The sequence below is a fragment of the Halomonas sp. M1 genome, from assembly GCF_029581375.1.
Taxonomy (GTDB): domain Bacteria; phylum Pseudomonadota; class Gammaproteobacteria; order Pseudomonadales; family Halomonadaceae; genus Vreelandella.
Genome location: NZ_CP121119.1, coordinates 140,911 through 158,942 on the forward strand (window position 1 = coordinate 140,911; position 18,032 = coordinate 158,942).

General features: G+C 53.3%; 15 protein-coding genes. 7 read left to right on the forward strand and 8 right to left on the reverse strand.

Going from position 1 to position 18,032, the window contains the following annotated elements:
* Window positions 1–5: 5 nt before the first annotated feature.
* Entirely contained in the window at window positions 6–1,457 is a 1,452-nt protein-coding gene (locus P8S54_RS00630) for a cobyric acid synthase (RefSeq protein WP_281442801.1), read from the forward strand.
* Between the two features lie 24 nt (window positions 1,458–1,481).
* On the opposite strand, the gene P8S54_RS00635 is transcribed toward P8S54_RS00630, so the two are convergent.
* Window positions 1,482–1,871, reverse strand: coding sequence for a RidA family protein (locus tag P8S54_RS00635; RefSeq protein WP_281442802.1), 390 nt, complete (start codon window positions 1,869–1,871; stop codon window positions 1,482–1,484).
* A gap of 175 nt (window positions 1,872–2,046) precedes the next feature.
* Here P8S54_RS00635 and P8S54_RS00640 point away from each other — a divergent pair, with 175 nt between their 5' ends.
* The 3 genes from P8S54_RS00640 to P8S54_RS00650 all read left to right on the forward strand — a co-directional run bounded on the left by P8S54_RS00640 (window position 2,047) and on the right by P8S54_RS00650 (window position 5,033).
* Window positions 2,047–2,604, forward strand: a complete 558-nt coding sequence (locus P8S54_RS00640; RefSeq protein ID WP_281442803.1) for a hypothetical protein — start codon at window positions 2,047–2,049, stop codon at window positions 2,602–2,604.
* Window positions 2,605–2,922: 318 nt separating this feature from the next.
* Window positions 2,923–4,323 (forward strand): xanthine/uracil/vitamin C permease, encoded by a 1,401-nt coding sequence (locus P8S54_RS00645; RefSeq protein ID WP_281442804.1) that lies wholly within the window; start codon window positions 2,923–2,925, stop codon window positions 4,321–4,323.
* A 179-nt stretch (window positions 4,324–4,502) separates the two neighbouring features.
* Window positions 4,503–5,033, forward strand: a complete 531-nt coding sequence (locus tag P8S54_RS00650) for a cytochrome b (RefSeq protein ID WP_281442805.1) — start codon at window positions 4,503–4,505, stop codon at window positions 5,031–5,033.
* Window positions 5,034–5,120: 87 nt separating this feature from the next.
* Here the strand turns inward: P8S54_RS00650 and P8S54_RS00655 are convergent, their stop codons facing one another.
* The 3 genes from P8S54_RS00655 to P8S54_RS00665 all read right to left on the reverse strand — a co-directional run bounded on the left by P8S54_RS00655 (window position 5,121) and on the right by P8S54_RS00665 (window position 9,264).
* The gene (locus tag P8S54_RS00655) at window positions 5,121–6,299 is read right to left on the reverse strand and encodes a VWA domain-containing protein (RefSeq protein WP_281442806.1); all 1,179 of its coding nucleotides are present in this window, start codon (window positions 6,297–6,299) and stop codon (window positions 5,121–5,123) included.
* A gap of 3 nt (window positions 6,300–6,302) precedes the next feature.
* The gene (locus P8S54_RS00660) at window positions 6,303–7,157 is read right to left on the reverse strand and encodes a MoxR family ATPase (protein WP_281442807.1); all 855 of its coding nucleotides are present in this window, start codon (window positions 7,155–7,157) and stop codon (window positions 6,303–6,305) included.
* Between the two features lie 100 nt (window positions 7,158–7,257).
* The gene (locus P8S54_RS00665; RefSeq protein ID WP_281442808.1) at window positions 7,258–9,264 is read right to left on the reverse strand and encodes a sigma-54-dependent Fis family transcriptional regulator; all 2,007 of its coding nucleotides are present in this window, start codon (window positions 9,262–9,264) and stop codon (window positions 7,258–7,260) included.
* A 293-nt stretch (window positions 9,265–9,557) separates the two neighbouring features.
* Between P8S54_RS00665 and P8S54_RS00670 the strand changes: the two genes are divergently transcribed.
* The 3 genes from P8S54_RS00670 (at window position 9,558) to P8S54_RS00680 (ending at window position 13,590) form a co-directional block, all read left to right on the forward strand.
* A complete protein-coding gene (locus tag P8S54_RS00670; RefSeq protein ID WP_281442809.1) occupies window positions 9,558–11,372 on the forward strand; it encodes an NAD(P)/FAD-dependent oxidoreductase in 1,815 nt (604 codons plus the stop codon).
* Between the two features lie 15 nt (window positions 11,373–11,387).
* Window positions 11,388–12,452, forward strand: a complete 1,065-nt coding sequence (locus P8S54_RS00675) for a 2,3-butanediol dehydrogenase (protein ID WP_281442810.1) — start codon at window positions 11,388–11,390, stop codon at window positions 12,450–12,452.
* A 523-nt stretch (window positions 12,453–12,975) separates the two neighbouring features.
* Window positions 12,976–13,590 carry an OmpW family outer membrane protein gene (locus tag P8S54_RS00680; protein WP_281442811.1) on the forward strand — a complete coding sequence of 205 codons (615 nt, stop codon included), beginning with the start codon at window positions 12,976–12,978 and terminating at the stop codon, window positions 13,588–13,590.
* Window positions 13,591–13,677: 87 nt separating this feature from the next.
* On the opposite strand, the gene pepQ is transcribed toward P8S54_RS00680, so the two are convergent.
* From pepQ to P8S54_RS00700, 4 genes are read right to left on the reverse strand one after another with little or no spacing between them, the layout of a single operon-like run.
* Entirely contained in the window at window positions 13,678–14,982 is a 1,305-nt protein-coding gene (pepQ, locus tag P8S54_RS00685; protein WP_281442812.1) for a Xaa-Pro dipeptidase, read from the reverse strand.
* A 14-nt stretch (window positions 14,983–14,996) separates the two neighbouring features.
* The gene (locus tag P8S54_RS00690) at window positions 14,997–15,908 is read right to left on the reverse strand and encodes a LysR family transcriptional regulator (RefSeq protein WP_281442813.1); all 912 of its coding nucleotides are present in this window, start codon (window positions 15,906–15,908) and stop codon (window positions 14,997–14,999) included.
* A gap of 49 nt (window positions 15,909–15,957) precedes the next feature.
* Window positions 15,958–17,019, reverse strand: a complete 1,062-nt coding sequence (locus tag P8S54_RS00695) for an oligopeptide/dipeptide ABC transporter ATP-binding protein (protein ID WP_281442814.1) — start codon at window positions 17,017–17,019, stop codon at window positions 15,958–15,960.
* The gene (locus tag P8S54_RS00700) at window positions 17,016–18,032 is read right to left on the reverse strand and encodes an ABC transporter ATP-binding protein (RefSeq protein ID WP_281442815.1); all 1,017 of its coding nucleotides are present in this window, start codon (window positions 18,030–18,032) and stop codon (window positions 17,016–17,018) included. The genes P8S54_RS00695 and P8S54_RS00700 overlap by 4 nt, the downstream gene beginning before the upstream one ends.

Sequence of the window (18,032 nt, forward strand, 5' to 3'; positions counted from 1 at the left end):
GCGCTATGACCACACTAATGATTCAAGGCACCACCTCGGATGCAGGAAAAAGCACCGTGGTGGCGGGGCTTTGCCGCGTTTTAAAACGTCGCGGTGTCTCCGTGGCCCCGTTTAAGCCCCAGAACATGGCCCTGAATAGCGCGGTGACCAGCGATGGCGGCGAGATTGGCCGCTCCACCGCGCTACAGGCTCAAGCGGCGGGGGTGGTTCCGCATAGTGATATGAATCCGGTGCTGTTGAAGCCGGAAACCGATCGCGGCGCCCAGGTGATTCTGCGCGGCAAGGTGCATGGCCATATGGATGCACTGGATTACCATGCGTTTAAGCGCACAGCGAAAGAGAGCGTCATGGCAGCGTGGCAGGCCTTGGAAAGCCGTTTTGATGTGATTATTGCCGAAGGCGCGGGTAGCCCTGCGGAAATCAATCTACGTAAAGGCGATATCGCCAATATGGGCTTTGCTGAAGCTGCCGACTGCCCGGTACTGCTGGTGGGCGATATTGACCGTGGCGGCGTCTTTGCTCAGCTCGTAGGCACGCTGGCGCTATTAAGTGACAGCGAGCAGGCGCGCACCAAAGGTTTTATCGTGAACCGTTTTCGGGGAGATATTGCGCTGCTGGAGCCTGGGCTTGAGTGGCTAGAGGCGCGCACTGTCAAGCCGGTACTGGGTACGCTGCCCTATGTGCAGGGGCTACTGTTGGATGCGGAAGATAGTATTGGCTTAACTCAGGCCCCGCAGGCAAGCCAGCCCCTCAACGTTATCGTTCCCGCGCTACCGCGCATGAGTAACCACACGGATTTCGACCCACTGCGCCTGCACCCGCAGGTATCGCTGACGTTTGTAGGACCTGACCGGCAGATCCCCCCAACGGATGTGATTCTCCTGCCCGGCAGCAAAAGTACGGCCAGCGACTTGGCATGGCTTAAGCGCCAAGGCTGGGAGGCAGCGATTACTCGCCACCTGCGCTATGGTGGCAAAGTGATGGGTATTTGCGGTGGCTTCCAAATGCTGGGTGAATGGGTAGATGATCCAGAAGGGCTAGAAGGCACACCAGGAAAAGTTGCTGGGCTTGGACTGCTACCGATGACCACGCGAATGGTGGCTGGCAAGCAGTTACGCAATGTTAGTGGCACGATGGTGGGGCAGGACGCGGCAGTGATCGGCTACGAGATTCACAATGGGATTAGTGAAGGAGCCGCTCTAAACCAGCCACTGCTTGACCTAGGCAGCCATCGGGATGGGGCAATAAGTAGCGACGGCCAGATATTAGGTACCTATGTGCACGGCGTGTTTGACCACCCGGAAGCCTGCCGAGCGTTGCTCACGCACTTAGGATTAAAAAATACGGTGGAGGTCGATTACCGCGCCCACCGTGAGAAAGAGTTGGATCGTTTGGCGGACACGCTAGAAGCACACTTGGATATAGGCGCGATACTCAAAATGCTCAATGTGAGCTAAACGAACCACAGAGCTGGATGCTGGTTAATCGCGCTGGCGCGTGGCCATTAGGGTGATTTCGACAGCGCTGCCACCACAGAGGTGTGGCGACTCCGTGCAGGTGCGCGCGGGGTAACGACCAGGCTCAAAAAATTCAGCATAGATACTGTCTAGCGCGTTGATCTGTTTTAAATCTGCTAAATGTATATCCACTCGTAAAACATCCGCTAAGCTACCGCCCTCTTGCTGCAGCATGCGCTTAAGTTCGTGCATCACTAACTGTGTTTCCTCTTTAACATTGCCGCGGACAGCTTGACCATTAGAAATATCGGCAACGGTAAGTCCCGAAATAAACACATAATGGTCGTCAATGACCATGTGGCTTCCTGGAAAGCTGGGCTTAGGCAGCGTCGGGTCGTTATTAAACTGTGGCATTCGTTCTCCTTAACGACAAAATAGCCGTTTTGCCTTTAGTGCGACTGTGGTTGTTGAATGTGGTTCCCTTCTATTAAGAGGGTGGTGCTGGCGGTGGCTTTGCTCTACGCTGGCGGGCTTTTAAAACGCGCCAGAGTCGTTTTGGCGTCATGATCAAGCGCAAAGAGAGAGCGTAATGAAGGTAGTTCATATTAGTCAGAGCGCCCCGCGCGATGCGAGTTTGGCAACCCTATGTGCCGAAGTTTACGGTCAGCAGGCAGGGCTAACGCCGTTGGTGGTATTTACAGGCACAAAAAACGTGCTGTTTGCCCAAGAGGCTGCACGTTTATTGGCGGGCGTTGACGGTGAAGGGAAGCCTCTAGCACTTGCACTGCTGGTGCTGGATGAAAAAGGTCAGGGTATGACCGTGACCCATGCCTGCGAATTTAAACAAGGCGCTAAAGCGCGCTTAATCAGTGAGCTCAGCTTAAAAGCACCGCTGCGTGTTGAGGTGGCTAGCGACAAAGAAGAAGCATTTTACCAGCAGTGCGGTATTAAACGCTGGTTTGATAGTGAAGGTAAGCGGATCGGTTTAGGCGCGCGTCATCCTGCTAAAAGCAGTGATGAGCTGGTGCCCACCCTCCATCTGGACGAAGCGCTAATTTTGCGCCGTTTTAAGCATGACCCCAGCGCATTTTCTGACGCTAAAGAGGCTTTTCTGTCGGGCTTAAATAACTTTCCCAGCACGTTTTGAATTTAATGCCGCCGCGTTAAGAGGGCGGCCTTGCCTATAAGACTAAAAGATGACGTTTACGTTGACGTCATTTTGCGGTGGGCTATTGTCTGCATGTAAGCGTTATCTTAACAAGTTTTAGCCGATTTTAGTGGTTTTTGCTGCCTTATTAGCGGTTTGCGCTTTTGCAGTTACTGCAATATTAGGTGCGTTTTAGCTGGGCCATGCACGAAAGGTCGAATGTTATCTTGATTAATAGCTGAGTAAAAAGCACTCAACTAACAACAACAATACTCAAGGATATTAATAATGAATAACCAGACACCGTGAGGAAACGCTGTGCTGCTCAAACGTAAATACGGGGAAGAACATCCCTACTGGCCCGTTGGCCCCTTCAAAGTTCGTTTGCCTTTTATCCATTTCCGCTGGGAAATACCCGAGACCATTCAGGCGCTGGTCATGTTTGTTATCGGGCTGGGGATGATTCCGCTTTTGGAGCAGTATCTAGGGCTGCCCTATGAAGTGGCACTAGCGTATGTCGTGGTGTGTGGTATCGGTTTTATTCTTCCCCCGTTGCTTGGGGTGCCTTTTGTGGCGGGGTGGATTACGCCCGCTATTCCCGTGGTACTGCTGTTTATTGGTCAGTTTGAGCCAGGGCCGGAAGCTATCCGCGCGATGGTGGCACTGCAGCTAATGGTCACGGCGATTTTCCTGTTTATGGCGGTGACGCGTTTAGGTACGAAGCTGGTTAACAGCGTGCCGGACTCCATCAAGGCGGGCATTTTATTGGGCGCTGGCATCGCCGCGATCAGTGGCGAAATTAGTGTTGGCGGGAGGCTTTACGAAACGCCTATTTCACTGGGTATTGGTGGTTTAATTACCCTGTATGTCCTGTTTTCACTTTCGTTTCGCGACCTGACTGAAAAATTCCGTTGGGCGCGTAATATCGCCGCCTATGGCATGGTGCCCGGTATGTTAATCACCATGGCGATTGGCTGGGGGGTAGCGGAGTACCCGATGCCTACGGTGGAGTGGGGCATTGCCGTGCCGGACTTTGGCGGTATCTGGGCCTACCTGCCGTTTACCATTGGTGCGCCGGGTATTGATCTACTGGTCGCCGCTATACCTACCGCTATCATCGCTTACATTATTGCCTTTGGTGACATCATTGTGGGTCAGAGCTTGATCAAACGCGTGGATCATTTGCGGCCGGATGAGAAAATCGAAGTGAATGTTGATCGTGTTCACCTGATCACGGGCTTGCGAAACCTAATGCACTCTATGTTTGCTCCTTACCCAGGCCTTGCCGGGCCGCTCTTTACCGGGGCAATGGCCACTATTGCTGAGCGCTACCGGTATGGCCGCGGTGCCATGGATACTATTTATTCGGGGGCGTCGGTATTCTGGATAGTGGGCTTTTTGGCGCTATTCTTACTGCCGCTGGTAACGCTATTCCGCCCGGTACTGCCCATTGCGCTCTCGATTACTTTGCTGATTACCGGTTATTTGTGTATTGCGGTTGCGGTAGAGCAGATCAAAAACGCAACGGCCATGGGGGTCGCTGGCATTATGGGTGTGGTGCTGGCTACACACGGCGCAGCGTGGGGGCTGGGAATTGGGGTGATTCTCTACTTTATGATTGAACACCGCGCGCGAAGCCATGCGGAAGATGAGGCCGATGAGCCTATCCACGTGGAAGAAGATGCGGTGGTCGAGGTGGAAGAAAAACCGGTTAGTTAGGTAAGACGCTGCGCTAATACAAGCTGTTAAAAAACCGGCAGTCTTTATAGACCTGCCGGTTTTTTTTGCAACAACACGTTCGAGTTTACGCAACAAAAATACTGAGTGTTGTCATGATGTTGCTTGTTTAGCCCGGTAAAATATAGGTGTGTTAACTGTTACTTAAGAGGTAAAGGCGTATGGCGTTAGCGATAAGGGATACCCACTCCCGCTATGGTTTGGTGAGTAGGGCGCTGCATTGGGCGATGGCACTGCTTTTTTTATGGCAGTTTAGCGGTGCCACGGCGCGAGTGTTTTTGGAAGATACCGCACTGGAATCTTTCTTATGGGGCACGCACCGTACTGTGGGCGTAATGCTTATGGCGCTTATTTTGTTACGCATTGTATGGGCGCTCATCAATGCATCGCGCCGTCCGCCTTCAGTGAGCGTGATGGCAAAACTAGGTCATTTGGCGCTGTACGGCTTAATGGTTGCTGTGCCCACGATTGCCTTAATACGCCAATATGGCTCGGGCCGGGCATTGGATGTTTTTGGCGTCAATCTAATGCCGGGTTTTGAGGGTGAGCGCATTGATTGGATGGTAGACCTAGGCGGCTCGCTACACGGCGAGCTAGGCTGGGCGATGTTAGCGCTGATCGTCGGCCATATCGTAATGGCGGTTATGCACCGCAGGCTAACTAATCATAATGTGCTAAAGCGTATGGCGTAATTGGTCAGCGTTACTGACCTGGCTATTCTAACCCAGCGTATTGAAGGCGCGCCTCGCTCTACCAGCGGGGCGCGCTTTTTTAGCCCTCTACTTAGCCAACTGACGCATGGCGGTTTCTAAACCTTCCATCGTCATCGGATACATGCGGTCTTCGATGATTTCGCGGATTAGCTGAGTCGAGTAGGTGTACTCCCAGGCCCGGGGCGGCATAGGGTTTAGCCACGCCAAGCGCGGAAACGTGTCGCAAAGGCGTTTAAGCCACACACCACCCGCCTCTTCATTAAAGTGCTCCACGCTGCCGCCTGAGTGAGTAACCTCATAGGGCGACATAGCGGCGTCGCCGACAATCACTACCTGGTAATCTGCGCCGTAGGTGTGCAGCACATCCATGGTGGGAATGCGCTCGTTGCCCCGGCGCAGGTTGTTTCTCCACACGCCTTCATACAGGCAGTTATGGAAGTAGTAGTGCTCCAGATGCTTGAACTCTGAACGCGCGGCTGAGAACAGCTCTTCGCAGACGCGTATATGGTCATCCATGGAGCCGCCAACGTCCAAAAACAGCAGCACTTTAACCGCGTTGTGGCGCTCTGGACGCATTTGGACATTTAACAAGCCGCCATCGCGAGCGGTTTCACGAATGGTGCTGTCCACGTCAAACTCGTCAAGCGCCCCTTGGCGGGCAAACTTGCGTAGCCGTCGCAGGGCCATTTTGATATTGCGAGTGCCGAGTTCAAGTGAATCATCGTAATCGCGAAAGCGCCGTTCGTCCCATACCTTGGTGGCGCGGCGGTGGCGCGAGCCATCCTGACCAATACGAATGCCTTCCGGATTGTAGCCGTAGGCGCCAAAAGGGCTGGTGCCACCGGTGCCAATCCACTTGTTGCCGCCGGCGTGGCGCTCTTTCTGCTCTTCGAGCCGTTTTTTGAAGGTTTCGATCAGTTCTTCAAGTCCGCCTAGGGATTCAATTTTGGCTTTCTCTTCGTCGCTGAGCTGTTTCTCAAACTCCCGGCGTAGCCACTCATCGGGGATCAGCGCCTCAATGGCGGCGTCCATATCCTCAATGCCTTTAAACCAGGCGGCAAAGGCGCGGTCGAAGCGGTCGAAGTAGCGCTCATCTTTGACCATTACGGTGCGGGCGACTTGATAAAACGCTTCCATATCGGCAAACACGACGCCACGTTCAACCACCGCATGGAGGTCAAGTAGTTCGCGGAGTGAGACGGGCACACCAGCGCGTTTTAGCGTGTCGAACAGGCTGATAAACATCGTTTAACGGCCTGAGCCTTTCTGGCGACGCAGCATAAAGGCCAAGCGCTCCAGTAATTGTGTATCCTGCTCGTTTTTGACCAGCGCACCGGCCATCGGTGGCAGGGCTTTGGCTGGGTCGCGGTTATAGAGCGCTGCTTGGGCAAGCTCATCACTCATCAGTAGCTTTAACCAATCCACCAGCTCCGAGGTGGAAGGTTTTTTCTTGAGCCCTGGGGCGTTGCGTAGATCAAAAAAGACTTCCAAGGCTTCGCCGACCAACCTGGGGGCGATATCCGGGAAGTGGACATCCACAATTGCTTGCATGGTCGCGCGGTCAGGGAATTCGATGTAATGGAAAAAGCAGCGGCGTAGGAAGGCGTCGGGCAGCTCTTTTTCGTTATTCGAGGTGATCACGATAATTGGGCGTTGTTCGGCACGAATGGTCTCGCCGGTTTCATAAACATGAAACTCCATACGATCCAGCTCTTGCAGCAGGTCGTTGGGAAACTCGATATCCGCTTTGTCAATTTCATCAATCAGCAGTACGACACGCTCGCCTGCGGTGAAAGCTTCCCATAGCTTGCCTGGCTTAATGTAGTTACCTACGTTTTCCACGCCTTCAACGCCCAGTTGGGAATCGCGCAGGCGGCTGACCGCATCGTACTCATAAAGCCCCTGGGCGGCTTTGGTACTGGACTTGATGTGCCAAGTAATCAGCTTAGTGCCAAGGGATTCAGCGAGCTCCTCGGCCAGCAGTGTTTTACCGGTACCGGGTTCGCCTTTAATGAGCAGCGGACGCTGCAGCACAACAGCGGCATTGACCGCCTGTTTGAGTGCATCAGTTGCGATGTAAGAAGAGGTAGAATCAAACGCCATGGGGGAGTGCCTCGGCTTGTCGAAACGAGTTTTAAAAATAGATTCAAACAAGTGTACGTGAGGGTAAACCTCAAGGCCAACTAGTGGATAAAGAGACTTGCTATCCGCCCTGCCAGTTGGGTGGCACAATGCCATGGCGCTGCATTTGCCGGTAGACCGTGGGGCGCGAAACGCCTAGCTCACGGGCGACCGCGCTAATATTCCAGTGGTGTTGCTTGAGCAGTTGGGTAAGTGAGCCTGTCTGAGATTCACTGGCATCGGCTACAAGCTGCGGCGCTTCGTGGCGAGTAATTCGTTGGCTAAGGCACTGTTCTGGCAGGTCGTGAACGGTTATTTCGTCACTTTCTGAGGTTGCCAGGGCAAAAGCGAGAGCGTTTTTAAGTTGACGGATATTGCCGGGCCAGGAATAGGCGAGTAGTGCACTGATGGCATCTGCGCGCAGGCGCGGCGATATTTGCGCGGCGCGTTCGGCGGCGACATCTTCAAACACGCGGCGAATAACATACAGTTTATCGGCGCGTTCACGTAATGCGGGTAAGCGCAGCTGCGCGCCGTTAAGCCGGTAATAGAGGTCTTCGCGGAATTCCCCTTGCTGAATCATTTCTTCGATATGGCGATGGGTTGCTGTAATAACGCGAATGTCGATTTTTACTGGCGTGTTAGCGCCTAGCGGCATGACTTCTCGTTCGGCCAGCACGCGTAACAGCCTAGTTTGTAGTGCTAATGGCATATCGCCAATTTCGTCTAGAAACAGCGTGCCTCCATGGGCCTGAGGAATAAGCCCACGCATCCCTTTTGAGCGGCCACCGGTAAAGGCGCCAGGTTCGTAGCCAAACAGTTCGCTTTCAATCAGTGACTCGGGAATGGCCGCACAATTAACCGCAATAAACGGTTGTTTGGCGCGATTGCCGCTTTCGTGCAGTGCGCGTGCCACCACCTCTTTACCGGTGCCGGTTTCGCCGCAAATCAGTACGTTCACGTTAGCTTCATTACGCAAGCGGTCGGCTAGTTTTTGCACTTTGCGCATCGCAGGGTCGTCGGCACCTAGCCGGGCTAAGGGTTCCGGCAGTTCAGTAGTAAGCGGTGTTGCCCGTTGCGCCATGCGGGGACGGCGGGGTTCCAGCAGGCTTATAAAGTGGATGGTGTTGCTGGCGCGAGCGCGAAAAGCACGCAATTGATCATCAGTACCGCTGTTAATACTGAGTATATCGGCGATCTCACACTCGAATAGTTCACCTAGCATTGGAATGTGATTTGCAGACCAAGGGGGCCAGCGGTGCTGGTGTTCGGCGATTAGCTCGCGGCCAACGCCGTTGGCAGCGATTACCTGTCCATTTTCCTCAATGGCAATTAAACCACGCCCATTGACGTGGACAAATTCCCGCGAGATATCTAGACGCACCATCAGGCAGTCGCGGTAGCGCTGCAGAAAATAAGCATCCTCAATCATGCGCGCATAAAGCGTTACCAGCGATAGGCTGAAATTCTGGCTTTCGTGCTGGGTAGGCGACTGCAGCGCGGAGATATCTAACACGGCCATCACGTTACCCTGAGGGTCAGCAATAGGCGCGGCGGTGCAGGTCAGAGAAATATGGGAAGCATCGAAGTGTTCTTGGCGGTGGCAGATAATCGCCTGGCGATCATGCAAGCAGGTGCCAACAGCGCAGGTGCCAGCAAAGCGTTCATCCCAGTCAGCGCCCAAGTAGAGGCCTGCTTTGCGTAATTGCTGGTCCTGGTTGGGGTCGCCGCGAAACTCAACGGTAATGCCGCGGTGGTCGGTGACCAGTAGCACGTAGCCAAGCTGGGCTATTTGTCCATAGAGTTGATCGACCCCAGCGCGGGCGACATGCAGTAGCTCGTCAACAGACTCGCGGTGCTCAATCAGGGTTTGCTGAGGCACCACCCGTGCTGGGCGTGGGTGAGTGGGGTCTAGCTGATAGTCATTTAGGCAGCGCAGCCAGGAACGACGAATGGTGGCCTGCGCAGGCAAGCAGGGGGCATCTAACCCTTCACCAAGCTGAAAAATATGCTCTATATGTCGACGCTGTTCAGACTGAAGCTGTGAAGTTGTCTGAAACTGTTTAATGGCGTGCGTTTGATGCAGCATGGCGTTACTCATTGGGCGCTGTTGTTATTGTTCTTTTAGCCTATGCGCTTTGCCCCCAGAGTCAACGTGGGCTGCTTACGCCGTTAGTCGTGCGTTACACCTGTAACGTTTAGCTGTAAACAGCGTGACAGGTGTACGGCACTTTCGCTGTCTTATCTGCTTGTCTGCATGTGAATAAATTATATATTTATCAATTGCTTATTTTTTATATGGTTGGTTTGGCACGGCGGCTGCTATGTATTAGGTGCATCACATTTAATTCAACAATAACAACTGCATATGGGGTACCCGCTATGTCAACGATAAAGGCACAAGGCCCGCAAGCCGCCACGGCAACTGTTCAAGGTTGGCTTCGCAATTTTGATGCTGCCCTTCAAGGCCAGGATGTTGAGCGCGTGCTGTCTCTGTTTGGAGACGAGTGCTACTGGCGCGACTTTCTTACCTTCACCTGGAATTTAAAAACCTGCGAAGGCAAAGATGAAATTCAGGCCATGCTCAATGCCACGCTCAATAACGCACAGCCTATGGGTTGGCAGTTAGACGGCGAAGCCACTGAAAACGGTGACACCTATGATGCATGGTTTACTTTCAAAACAGCGGTTGCCAGTGGCAAAGGCTATTTGCGTCTTAAAGAAGGCAAGTGCTGGACGTTGTTAACCACCATGCAAGCACTGAACGACTACCCTGAGCAGTGCAATCAGCATCGTCCAAAAGGGGCCGAACACGGTGCCAATAAGCAGCGTGAAACGTGGTTGGAGTCACGGGAGCGTGAAGAGGCGGAGCTGGGCTACACTCGGCAGCCTTACTGCGTGATTATTGGCGGTGGCCAGGGTGGTATTGGTTTAGGCGCACGGCTCAGGCAATTGGGGGTGCCGACGATCATCATTGAGCGCAACGAGCGCGCGGGAGACTCCTGGCGTAACCGCTATAAGTCACTCTGCCTGCACGATCCAGTGTGGTACGACCACCTTCCCTATATCCCTTTCCCAGATAACTGGCCGGTATTCGCCCCGAAAGACAAAGTGGGTGATTGGCTGGAAATGTACACGAAAGTGATGGAGCTCAATTATTGGAGTTCCACCGAGTGTCAGAATGCTAGCTACGACGAAGCCGCAGGTGAGTGGGTGGTTAAGGTTAAGCGCAACGGCGAGGAGATCACGTTACGACCCAAACAGTTAGTGATGGCTACCGGTATGTCTGGGATGCCCAATGTGCCGACATTTCCAGGGGCGGAAAGCTTTGAAGGTGAGCAGCAGCACTCTAGCCAGCACCCCGGGCCGGATGCCTATAAAGGCAAGAAATGCGTCATCTTGGGCTCTAATAACTCGGCCCACGATATTGCTGCAGCGCTGTGGGAGCACGATGCTGATGTCACTATGCTGCAGCGTTCATCGACCCATATTGTGAAGTCGGATTCACTGATGGAAGAGGTGCTAGGGCCGCTTTATTCGGAAGAGGCGGTGGCAAGCGGGTTAACTCATGAAAAAGCCGATCTGGTGTTTGCCTCCATCCCTTACAAGGTGCTGCCAGATTTTCAGCGCCCCGCCTTTGAGGCGATTAAAAAGCGCGATGCCGAGTTTTATCAGAAGCTTGAGAACGCAGGGTTTATGCTCGATTTCGGTGACGATGAATCGGGGCTGTTTTTGAAATACCTACGCCGCGGTTCGGGTTATTACATCGATGTAGGCGCTTGCGATTTGGTCGCCAGTGGCGACATCAAACTGCGCAGCGGTGTGGGCATCGAACGCATTAACCCGCACTCTATCACGCTGACGGATGGCAGCGAGCTTGAGGCTGACTTGATCGTCTACGCCACCGGTTATGGCTCGATGAATGGCTGGGCGGCACGGCTTATTTCTCAAGAAGTGGCCGATAAAGTTGGTAAGTGTTGGGGATTAGGGTCTGATACCACCAAAGACCCCGGCCCGTGGGAAGGTGAGCTGCGCAATATGTGGAAGCCCACTCAGCAAGAGGCACTGTGGTTCCATGGCGGCAACCTACACCAGTCGCGGCACTACTCACGTTATTTGGCGCTGCAGTTAAAAGCACGTATGGAGGGGCTAGATACCCCTGTCTATGGCCTGCAGCCAGTTCATCACAGAGCATAAGAGAAGGAGTAGCAAATGAGTCATTCAACCATGCAGGCAGCGGTTTGGTACGCAGCGAAAGACCTTCGTGTTGAGCAAATGCCAATACCGACGATTAACGACCCTCATGAGGTAAAGGTCAAAGTAGCGGCGTGTGGTATTTGTGGTAGCGATTTGCATGAGTACGCTGCTGGGCCGATTTTTATTCCAGTCGATAAACCACACCCCATTAGCGGTGAACAAGCACCGATTATCATGGGGCATGAATTCGCCGGTGAAGTGGTTGAGGTAGGTGACAAAGTAACACGGGTGAAAGTGGGGGATCGCGTTGCCATCGAGCCGATTCTTTCGCCCAATAAGGATGGGGCTTATCAAATGGAGCGCTATAACCTCACGCCGCTATTGGGTTTCCATGGCCTTTCCGGCGGCGGCGGTGGCTTCTCGGAGTTCACCGTGATGGGGGAACACATGGTGCATAAGCTGCCGGATGACCTCAGCTACGAGCAAGGGGCATTGGTAGAACCAGCGGCGGTTGCTTTGCATGCTGTTCGTCAAAGTAGTTTGAAAGCGGGCGATAGCGCGGCCGTATTTGGCGCAGGCCCAATCGGATTAATGACCATTGAAGCCCTGAAAGCGGCCGGCGCCGCTCACATCTACGCCGTTGAGGTCGCGCCTTCACGCAAAGCCAAAGCTGAAGCGCTGGGCGCTATCGTAGTGGACCCGCAGCAAGAAGACGCCGTGGCGAAGCTGCAAACGTTAAGCAAGGGTGGTGTTGACGTAGCGTTCGAGGTGACGGGGATTCCGGCCGTACTCAATCAGTCTCTTCATAGCACTCATGAAGGCGGTGAGGTGATTGTGGTGAGTATTTGGGAAGGGGAGGCGAGCTTCCAACCTAATGACCTCGTCATTAAAGAGCGCACCATGAAAGGGATTATTGCCTACCGTCATGTCTACCCGGCGGTGATGGCGCTCATGCAGCGTGGCTACTTCCGCGCTGAAGACATGGTGACTCAGCGTATTCCGCTTGCAGATATTGTGGAAGAGGGATTTGAAGCGCTGTTAAGTGATAAAGCACAGGTGAAGATTATTGTAACGCCTTAGCGCTTACTGCTTTAACAACGCTAGGTTGATGCATTGTGAAGCAAGGCCACCTTGAAATGCGCAGCGCTGGTGCATTTTGCTTGCTGCAATGCGTTATAAATAATTTAACGAAAACCAAATATTGTATAAGTTATTGTTTTTAATGATTTATTAAAAATATGGCACACGGCTCGCAATATATTAAGCAAGAAGCAAATGAATAGAGTAGACAGATGCAAGATGCCTCTCTCCCTTCTTTGCTACATCGCCCCAGCCTTTGCTGGTAAGCGACACACCGAGTGAGCTGGCGTGCTCCACCTGGGTCCCCTTCGGGGGACTCTTTTTTTTGTCTATTGCTTTGAGCTATCGCTCTATCGCTCAACAGTTTGTTTGAAAACAAAAACCTATATTAAAATTACACTAAAAATTTTGAAACGCTGTTCGACTGGTATATCTTGTATAATAAGCTAGTATTAATAGTAGCTATTCATAAGCTAGCCTAAAAAAATCCACCCCCTGAGTTGAACGCAAGAGGATTGCCCTGATGAGCAAAATTAAACTGATGACAGCTGCCGTTATTTCCGCTGGCACACTAATGGCAAGTCAAGCAGCGCTTGCTTATGGAGCAGGAGATACGTTTGTACGTATCGGTGTGGCCCAAACCGATACGGGCTCTGGTAACGGAGATGTTCTCGGTGCAGATCTAAATGTCCAAAGTGCCCGTGGCTTCACTTTTGGTGCAGGCTACCTGTTTGCAGACAAGGTTGGCGTAGAGTTGAATAGCTCTGAGAAATTCGAACACGACCTCAACATTACCCCTGGCGGTGACATTGGCAGTGTCGACCGCATGCCCGTTAACTTGTTGGTTAACTACTACCCAATGGGTGGACTGGACTCTAAAGTACAGCCTTATGTGGGGGCTGGCTTAAACTACACGCGTTTTTCTGGAGAAAGCACCACGCCAGATGTTAGTGTCGACAGCAGCTATGGTGTCATTGGTCAAGCAGGTGTAGATCTAGCTGTGACGCAGAACATTATGCTGAACGGCTATGTAAGCTACGCTGATGTTAGTGCGGATATTAATGCTGGTGGCAATACGGTTGGTAAAGTAGACATTGATCCGGTCACTATCGGTGGCGGCGTTACCTATCGCTTCTAATCAATGCCGCAAACGCTATTACAGCACGTATGAAGGTAGCAAGTTTGTAAATAACGCCCGGCTTTGCCGGGCGTTTTTTTTAGGCAATTACTGTGAGGGCGTTAGGTTTTCGTAGCCGCTTTCGGTAATCAGTACATTGTCTTCAATTCGAATGCCGCCACAAGGCGCCAATGCATCTATTAATTCCCAATTAACCGGTAGCGATGTTTTACGCAGCGGTGCCAGCAGCATCGGAATAAAATAGAGGCCTGGTTCAATGGTGACCACCATGCCTGCGCGCAGTGTCCGTGTCAGGCGTAGCGCGGGGTGCAAAGCAGGCGCAGGTGATGGGGTGCCATCTGGGTGACGAAGCCCTGCCACGTCATGTACTTGGAGCCCCAAAGAGTGACCCAGCCCGTGAGGGCAAAAGGCCCGCGTTACCCCTTCATTAACAGCTTCTTCTAGGCTGCCTTTGAAAAGATCGTGGGCAATTAAAATCTCGCCTAAGTGCTGGTGCATTTGCTCATGCAGTGCAACAAACTCGACCCCAGGTGCTGTGCTCTGTACGAGGGTGTCTTTTAGGCCGTGCATCGCCGTGATTAAATCGCTAAACACGCCGGGTGCGTCAGGGCCTGCGTGGGTGCGGGTTATGTCGGCACAGTAACCGCGAAAGCGTCGGCCTGCGTCTACCAACAGGCTGTGCCGCTGCTTAGGGCTATGCAGGTCATAGTGTTGATAGTGCAGCACACCCGCATGGCTATTTAGACCAATAATATTTTGATACGGCACGTCAGATTCACGCTGACGACTGGCGCCTAGATAAGCCAGCTGGATGTCCAGCTCCCCTGAGGCACCGACGAACGCAGCCTGAGCGGCTTGGTGCCCAGCGATAGCCAAACGGTTTGCTTCACGCAGGCAAGCGATCTCATAAGCCGTTTTAAACAGTCGTAGCTCATCAAGCGCTTGGATCAGCGCAGTGGGCTCATGCTCTGCTTGAATGGCTTGTTGCGTGCTTGCTTCTAGGCAGTGGATGTCGCCAATCACCGCTGCACGACCCGTGAGGGGAGGCGTTATTTTGTCGCTGCACAGATGCACATCAAGTTCAGCTACCCAAGGCTCTTCAGGAAGACGCGTAGGTAAATGCCAGAAATCAGCCGGCGCATATAAATAAAGCTGCGGACGTTTGCCTGGTTGAATGACAAGCCAGCTATGCTGCACATTGGCAAGCCCTATCCAGTGCATGAAGTGACCATAAGCTTGAAACGTAGGTGTTTGGTCGTCGGCGAAATGGACGTTGGCATGGCCGCTGTAAATAGCCAGGCTATCTATCTCTTGGGCTATCAAAATATCGCTATAGACGCGCTGTAAATGCGCTAAGTGGTCTCGCTGTAAATTAAATAGGGTGGCTGACATACTTAGGTGTCCTTTCAATGTCGTGGTGGAGTGATTTCACTCCATAGCCCATCCAGTTCAACATGATGCTGGCTTTGATGGCGGTATAAGCGGAGTTCCATGGGCACATCCCAGTGGCTATCGCCTGCCCGTACCAAGGTGCCTTTAGCAAGCTCAGCGGTTACGTTGCGTTCAGGTAGCCAGCTCATGCCATAGCCAAGCAGCACTAACTCTTTAATACCAGCGGCATAGAGGTTTTCACTCTGTGCCGTCAGGTAGGTGCTTTGGGGCATGCGGGCAAGGTGTGCTTTTACCGCCGAACCCAGCAATCCGCGTTTTGGATAGGCAAGCCAGGGAGCTGGCTGTTGCCGAGTACCCGGCAAAAGGGCGCAGGGTGAACCTTGGCTATTTAGCCCAGTAACTGGGATCAGACGCTCATGACCTATCACGCGGTAGGTGCATGCGCTGGTATCGATATCTAAATCACAGCGTCCTATGGGCCAATAACACATGGCTAGATCGCATTCCGCTCTAGCAAGCGCTTGAAAATAGTCACTGGCTACCCAGCCGGTGGCGCGCAGGTAAGGTTGTACGCGCTCCTGCCAGCCCATTTTGGCTAGCCATTCGGGTAAGAACTGCGGCAGTAAGCTTTGGGGGGCGGCCACCATAATACGTCGCTGCTGCCCAGCGCTGATCTCTCGCACACGGTCGCGGGTGAGACGTACACGGTCGGTAACTTGCTCGCATAGTGTCAAAAATTCTTCTCCCGCAGGCGTGAGCGAGAGCGGCAGCGTTTGCCGATTTATCAGCGTGACGCCCATCTCCTCTTCCAGCAGCTTAATTCGCCGGGAGAAGGTGGGCTGTGTCACGTGTTGCTCGTCGGCGGCGCGGGAGAAGTGTCGCGTTCTGGCCAGGGCAATAAAGTCTTCTAGCCAGCGAATTTCCATGCCATACCTCGTAGTGCTCTCAGGCGCGATGCTTTGTTGAAGATGACCTTCATAGGCGACCTTCTTCTACAGCGTGGCATGCGACGCGTGTGCCGTCGTCCTGCGTTCGCAGCGTAGGAATTTCCTGCTTGCAGCGGGCGTTGGCGTAGGGGCAGCGCCCGTGGAAGACACAGCCGCTGGGTAAGTTGACCGGCGTAGGCACTTCGCCGGTTAGGCGGATATGCTGTGGTCTGTCATCTTTCAGCCGTGGGATCGCCGAGAGCAGCGCCTGAGTGTAAGGGTGGCGTGGCTTCTCAAACAGCGTGGCCGTTGTAGCAATCTCGCATACTGTCCCTAAATACATCACAGCTACCCGGGTGCCGAAATGCTCTACCACGGCTAAGTCATGGGTAATAAATAGGTAAGTTAGATTACGATCACGCTGTGCATCCATTAGTAGGTTGAGCACTTGGGCCTGAATGGAAACGTCTAGCGCTGAAATGGGCTCATCTGCGACGATAAACTCGGGGTCAACCGCTAAGGCGCGTGCAATCGCGATGCGCTGACGCTGGCCACCGGAAAATTCATGCCCAAAGCGCTTGCCCCAGTCAGGGTCAATGCCCACAGAGCGCATTACCTCGCCAACTTTGTCGAGAATTTGCTGCCGATTCCAGTTCGGGTGATGCAAGCGCAGCGGTTCTTCCAGGGTTTGCTGGATGGTCATGCGTGGGTTGAGCGATGCATAAGGATTCTGGAAAATCATCTGCATGCGCTTGCGATAGGGCAGCAGCTGACGCGAACTCAGGTTGTCGATACGCTGGCCATCGTAGCTAATCTCGCCTTCGCTAGGCGTAATCAGCCCCATTACCGTGCGAGCGACCGTTGATTTGCCACAGCCGGACTCGCCCACTACACAGAGTGCTTCACCGCGTTTGATGTCTAAATTAACGCCGTTAATGGCATGCACATGCTCTTGATGGCGAACCAGCTTGCCGCCTTTAAATCGCAGCTGATCTAGGAAATCGCCTGATAGCGAAAAGCGCTTCTTTAGCCCACGAATTTGCAACAGTGACGCGCTGCTCTCTTCGTTTTGTGTCGGCTGGGTGATGAGCGTTTCTGCCTGCGCACTCATGAGGTTTCCTCCTTCAGGCGACGGTCTTCTAGCATCTCAGCCACCATGTGGCAGGCCACTTGGCAATTGCCTGAGGTGACGAAGCCAGGGACTTGCTGGGTACATGCCGGGCGGGGCTGGCCATCGGCACGATTGATAAAGTCGCAGCGGGGATGGAAGGCGCAGCCATTAGGTAAATTGGACAACGAGGGCATACTGCCGCGGATTTGGTTGAGCCTTTCTCCTGGGGTCGCCATTTGCGGCAGGGCGTTAATGAGCCCCTGGGTGTAGGGGTGCTGTGGGTCGTTGATAATTTCCCTGGTGGGGCCTTGCTCAATCACTCGGCCAGCATACATAACCAGCATGTGCTGGGTAACTTGGCTAACAACACCCAGGTCGTGGGTGATCAATATAAGCCCGACATTGTGCTGCTCGCATAGCTCTAGCAGTAGCGCCATGATTTCCGCTTGAATAGTCACATCCAAAGCGGTGGTGGGCTCATCGGCAATGATGATGTCGGGGTCAAGCAGCAGTGCGATGGCGATAATGATCCGCTGGCGCATACCCCCGGAAAGCTCGTGGGGGTACTGATCCAGACGCGTTTCCGGCGATGGGATCTGCACTTGGCGCAGCTTGTCCAGTGCGATACTGCGCGCCTCTTTTGATGAAATACGCCGGTGCGCCTTGAGGCACTCCAGCATTTGCTCACCAATGGAGAGCACCGGGTTTAGCGTCATCATCGGATCTTGGAAAATCATCGAGATGCGGTTGCCACGCACCTTACGCAGGCCGCGCTCAGACATCGTATTAAGCGTTTGGCCTTCAAATTTAATGCTTCCCCCAGCGATAAAGCCGGGCTTGGCGATCAAATTCAGTAGTGAGAAAGCGGCCACCGATTTACCGGCGCCGGACTCTCCAACAATGCCTAAACGTTCGCCGCGCTCAAGGGTGAAATTAACATCGCGTAGGGCGCGCACTTCGCCCTGGCGTAGGGCAAAGCGAACATCGAGTTGAGAAACTTCAAGTAGTGCCAT

Excerpts from the sequence above, each read along its gene's own strand:
- P8S54_RS00630 (WP_281442801.1), top strand. The coding sequence starts at position 6 with ATGACCACACTAATGATTCAAGGCACCACCTCGGATGCAGGAAAAAGC.
- P8S54_RS00635 (WP_281442802.1), bottom strand. The coding sequence starts at position 1,871 with ATGCCACAGTTTAATAACGACCCGACGCTGCCTAAGCCCAGCTTTCCA.
- P8S54_RS00640 (WP_281442803.1), top strand. The coding sequence starts at position 2,047 with ATGAAGGTAGTTCATATTAGTCAGAGCGCCCCGCGCGATGCGAGTTTG.
- P8S54_RS00650 (WP_281442805.1), top strand. The coding sequence starts at position 4,503 with ATGGCGTTAGCGATAAGGGATACCCACTCCCGCTATGGTTTGGTGAGT.
- P8S54_RS00655 (WP_281442806.1), bottom strand. The coding sequence starts at position 6,299 with ATGTTTATCAGCCTGTTCGACACGCTAAAACGCGCTGGTGTGCCCGTC.
- P8S54_RS00660 (WP_281442807.1), bottom strand. The coding sequence starts at position 7,157 with ATGGCGTTTGATTCTACCTCTTCTTACATCGCAACTGATGCACTCAAA.
- P8S54_RS00665 (WP_281442808.1), bottom strand. The coding sequence starts at position 9,264 with ATGCTGCATCAAACGCACGCCATTAAACAGTTTCAGACAACTTCACAG.
- P8S54_RS00670 (WP_281442809.1), top strand. The coding sequence starts at position 9,558 with ATGTCAACGATAAAGGCACAAGGCCCGCAAGCCGCCACGGCAACTGTT.
- P8S54_RS00675 (WP_281442810.1), top strand. The coding sequence starts at position 11,388 with ATGAGTCATTCAACCATGCAGGCAGCGGTTTGGTACGCAGCGAAAGAC.
- P8S54_RS00680 (WP_281442811.1), top strand. The coding sequence starts at position 12,976 with ATGAGCAAAATTAAACTGATGACAGCTGCCGTTATTTCCGCTGGCACA.
- pepQ (WP_281442812.1), bottom strand. The coding sequence starts at position 14,982 with ATGTCAGCCACCCTATTTAATTTACAGCGAGACCACTTAGCGCATTTA.
- P8S54_RS00690 (WP_281442813.1), bottom strand. The coding sequence starts at position 15,908 with ATGGAAATTCGCTGGCTAGAAGACTTTATTGCCCTGGCCAGAACGCGA.
- P8S54_RS00695 (WP_281442814.1), bottom strand. The coding sequence starts at position 17,019 with ATGAGTGCGCAGGCAGAAACGCTCATCACCCAGCCGACACAAAACGAA.
- P8S54_RS00700 (WP_281442815.1), bottom strand. The coding sequence starts at position 18,032 with ATGGCACTACTTGAAGTTTCTCAACTCGATGTTCGCTTTGCCCTACGC.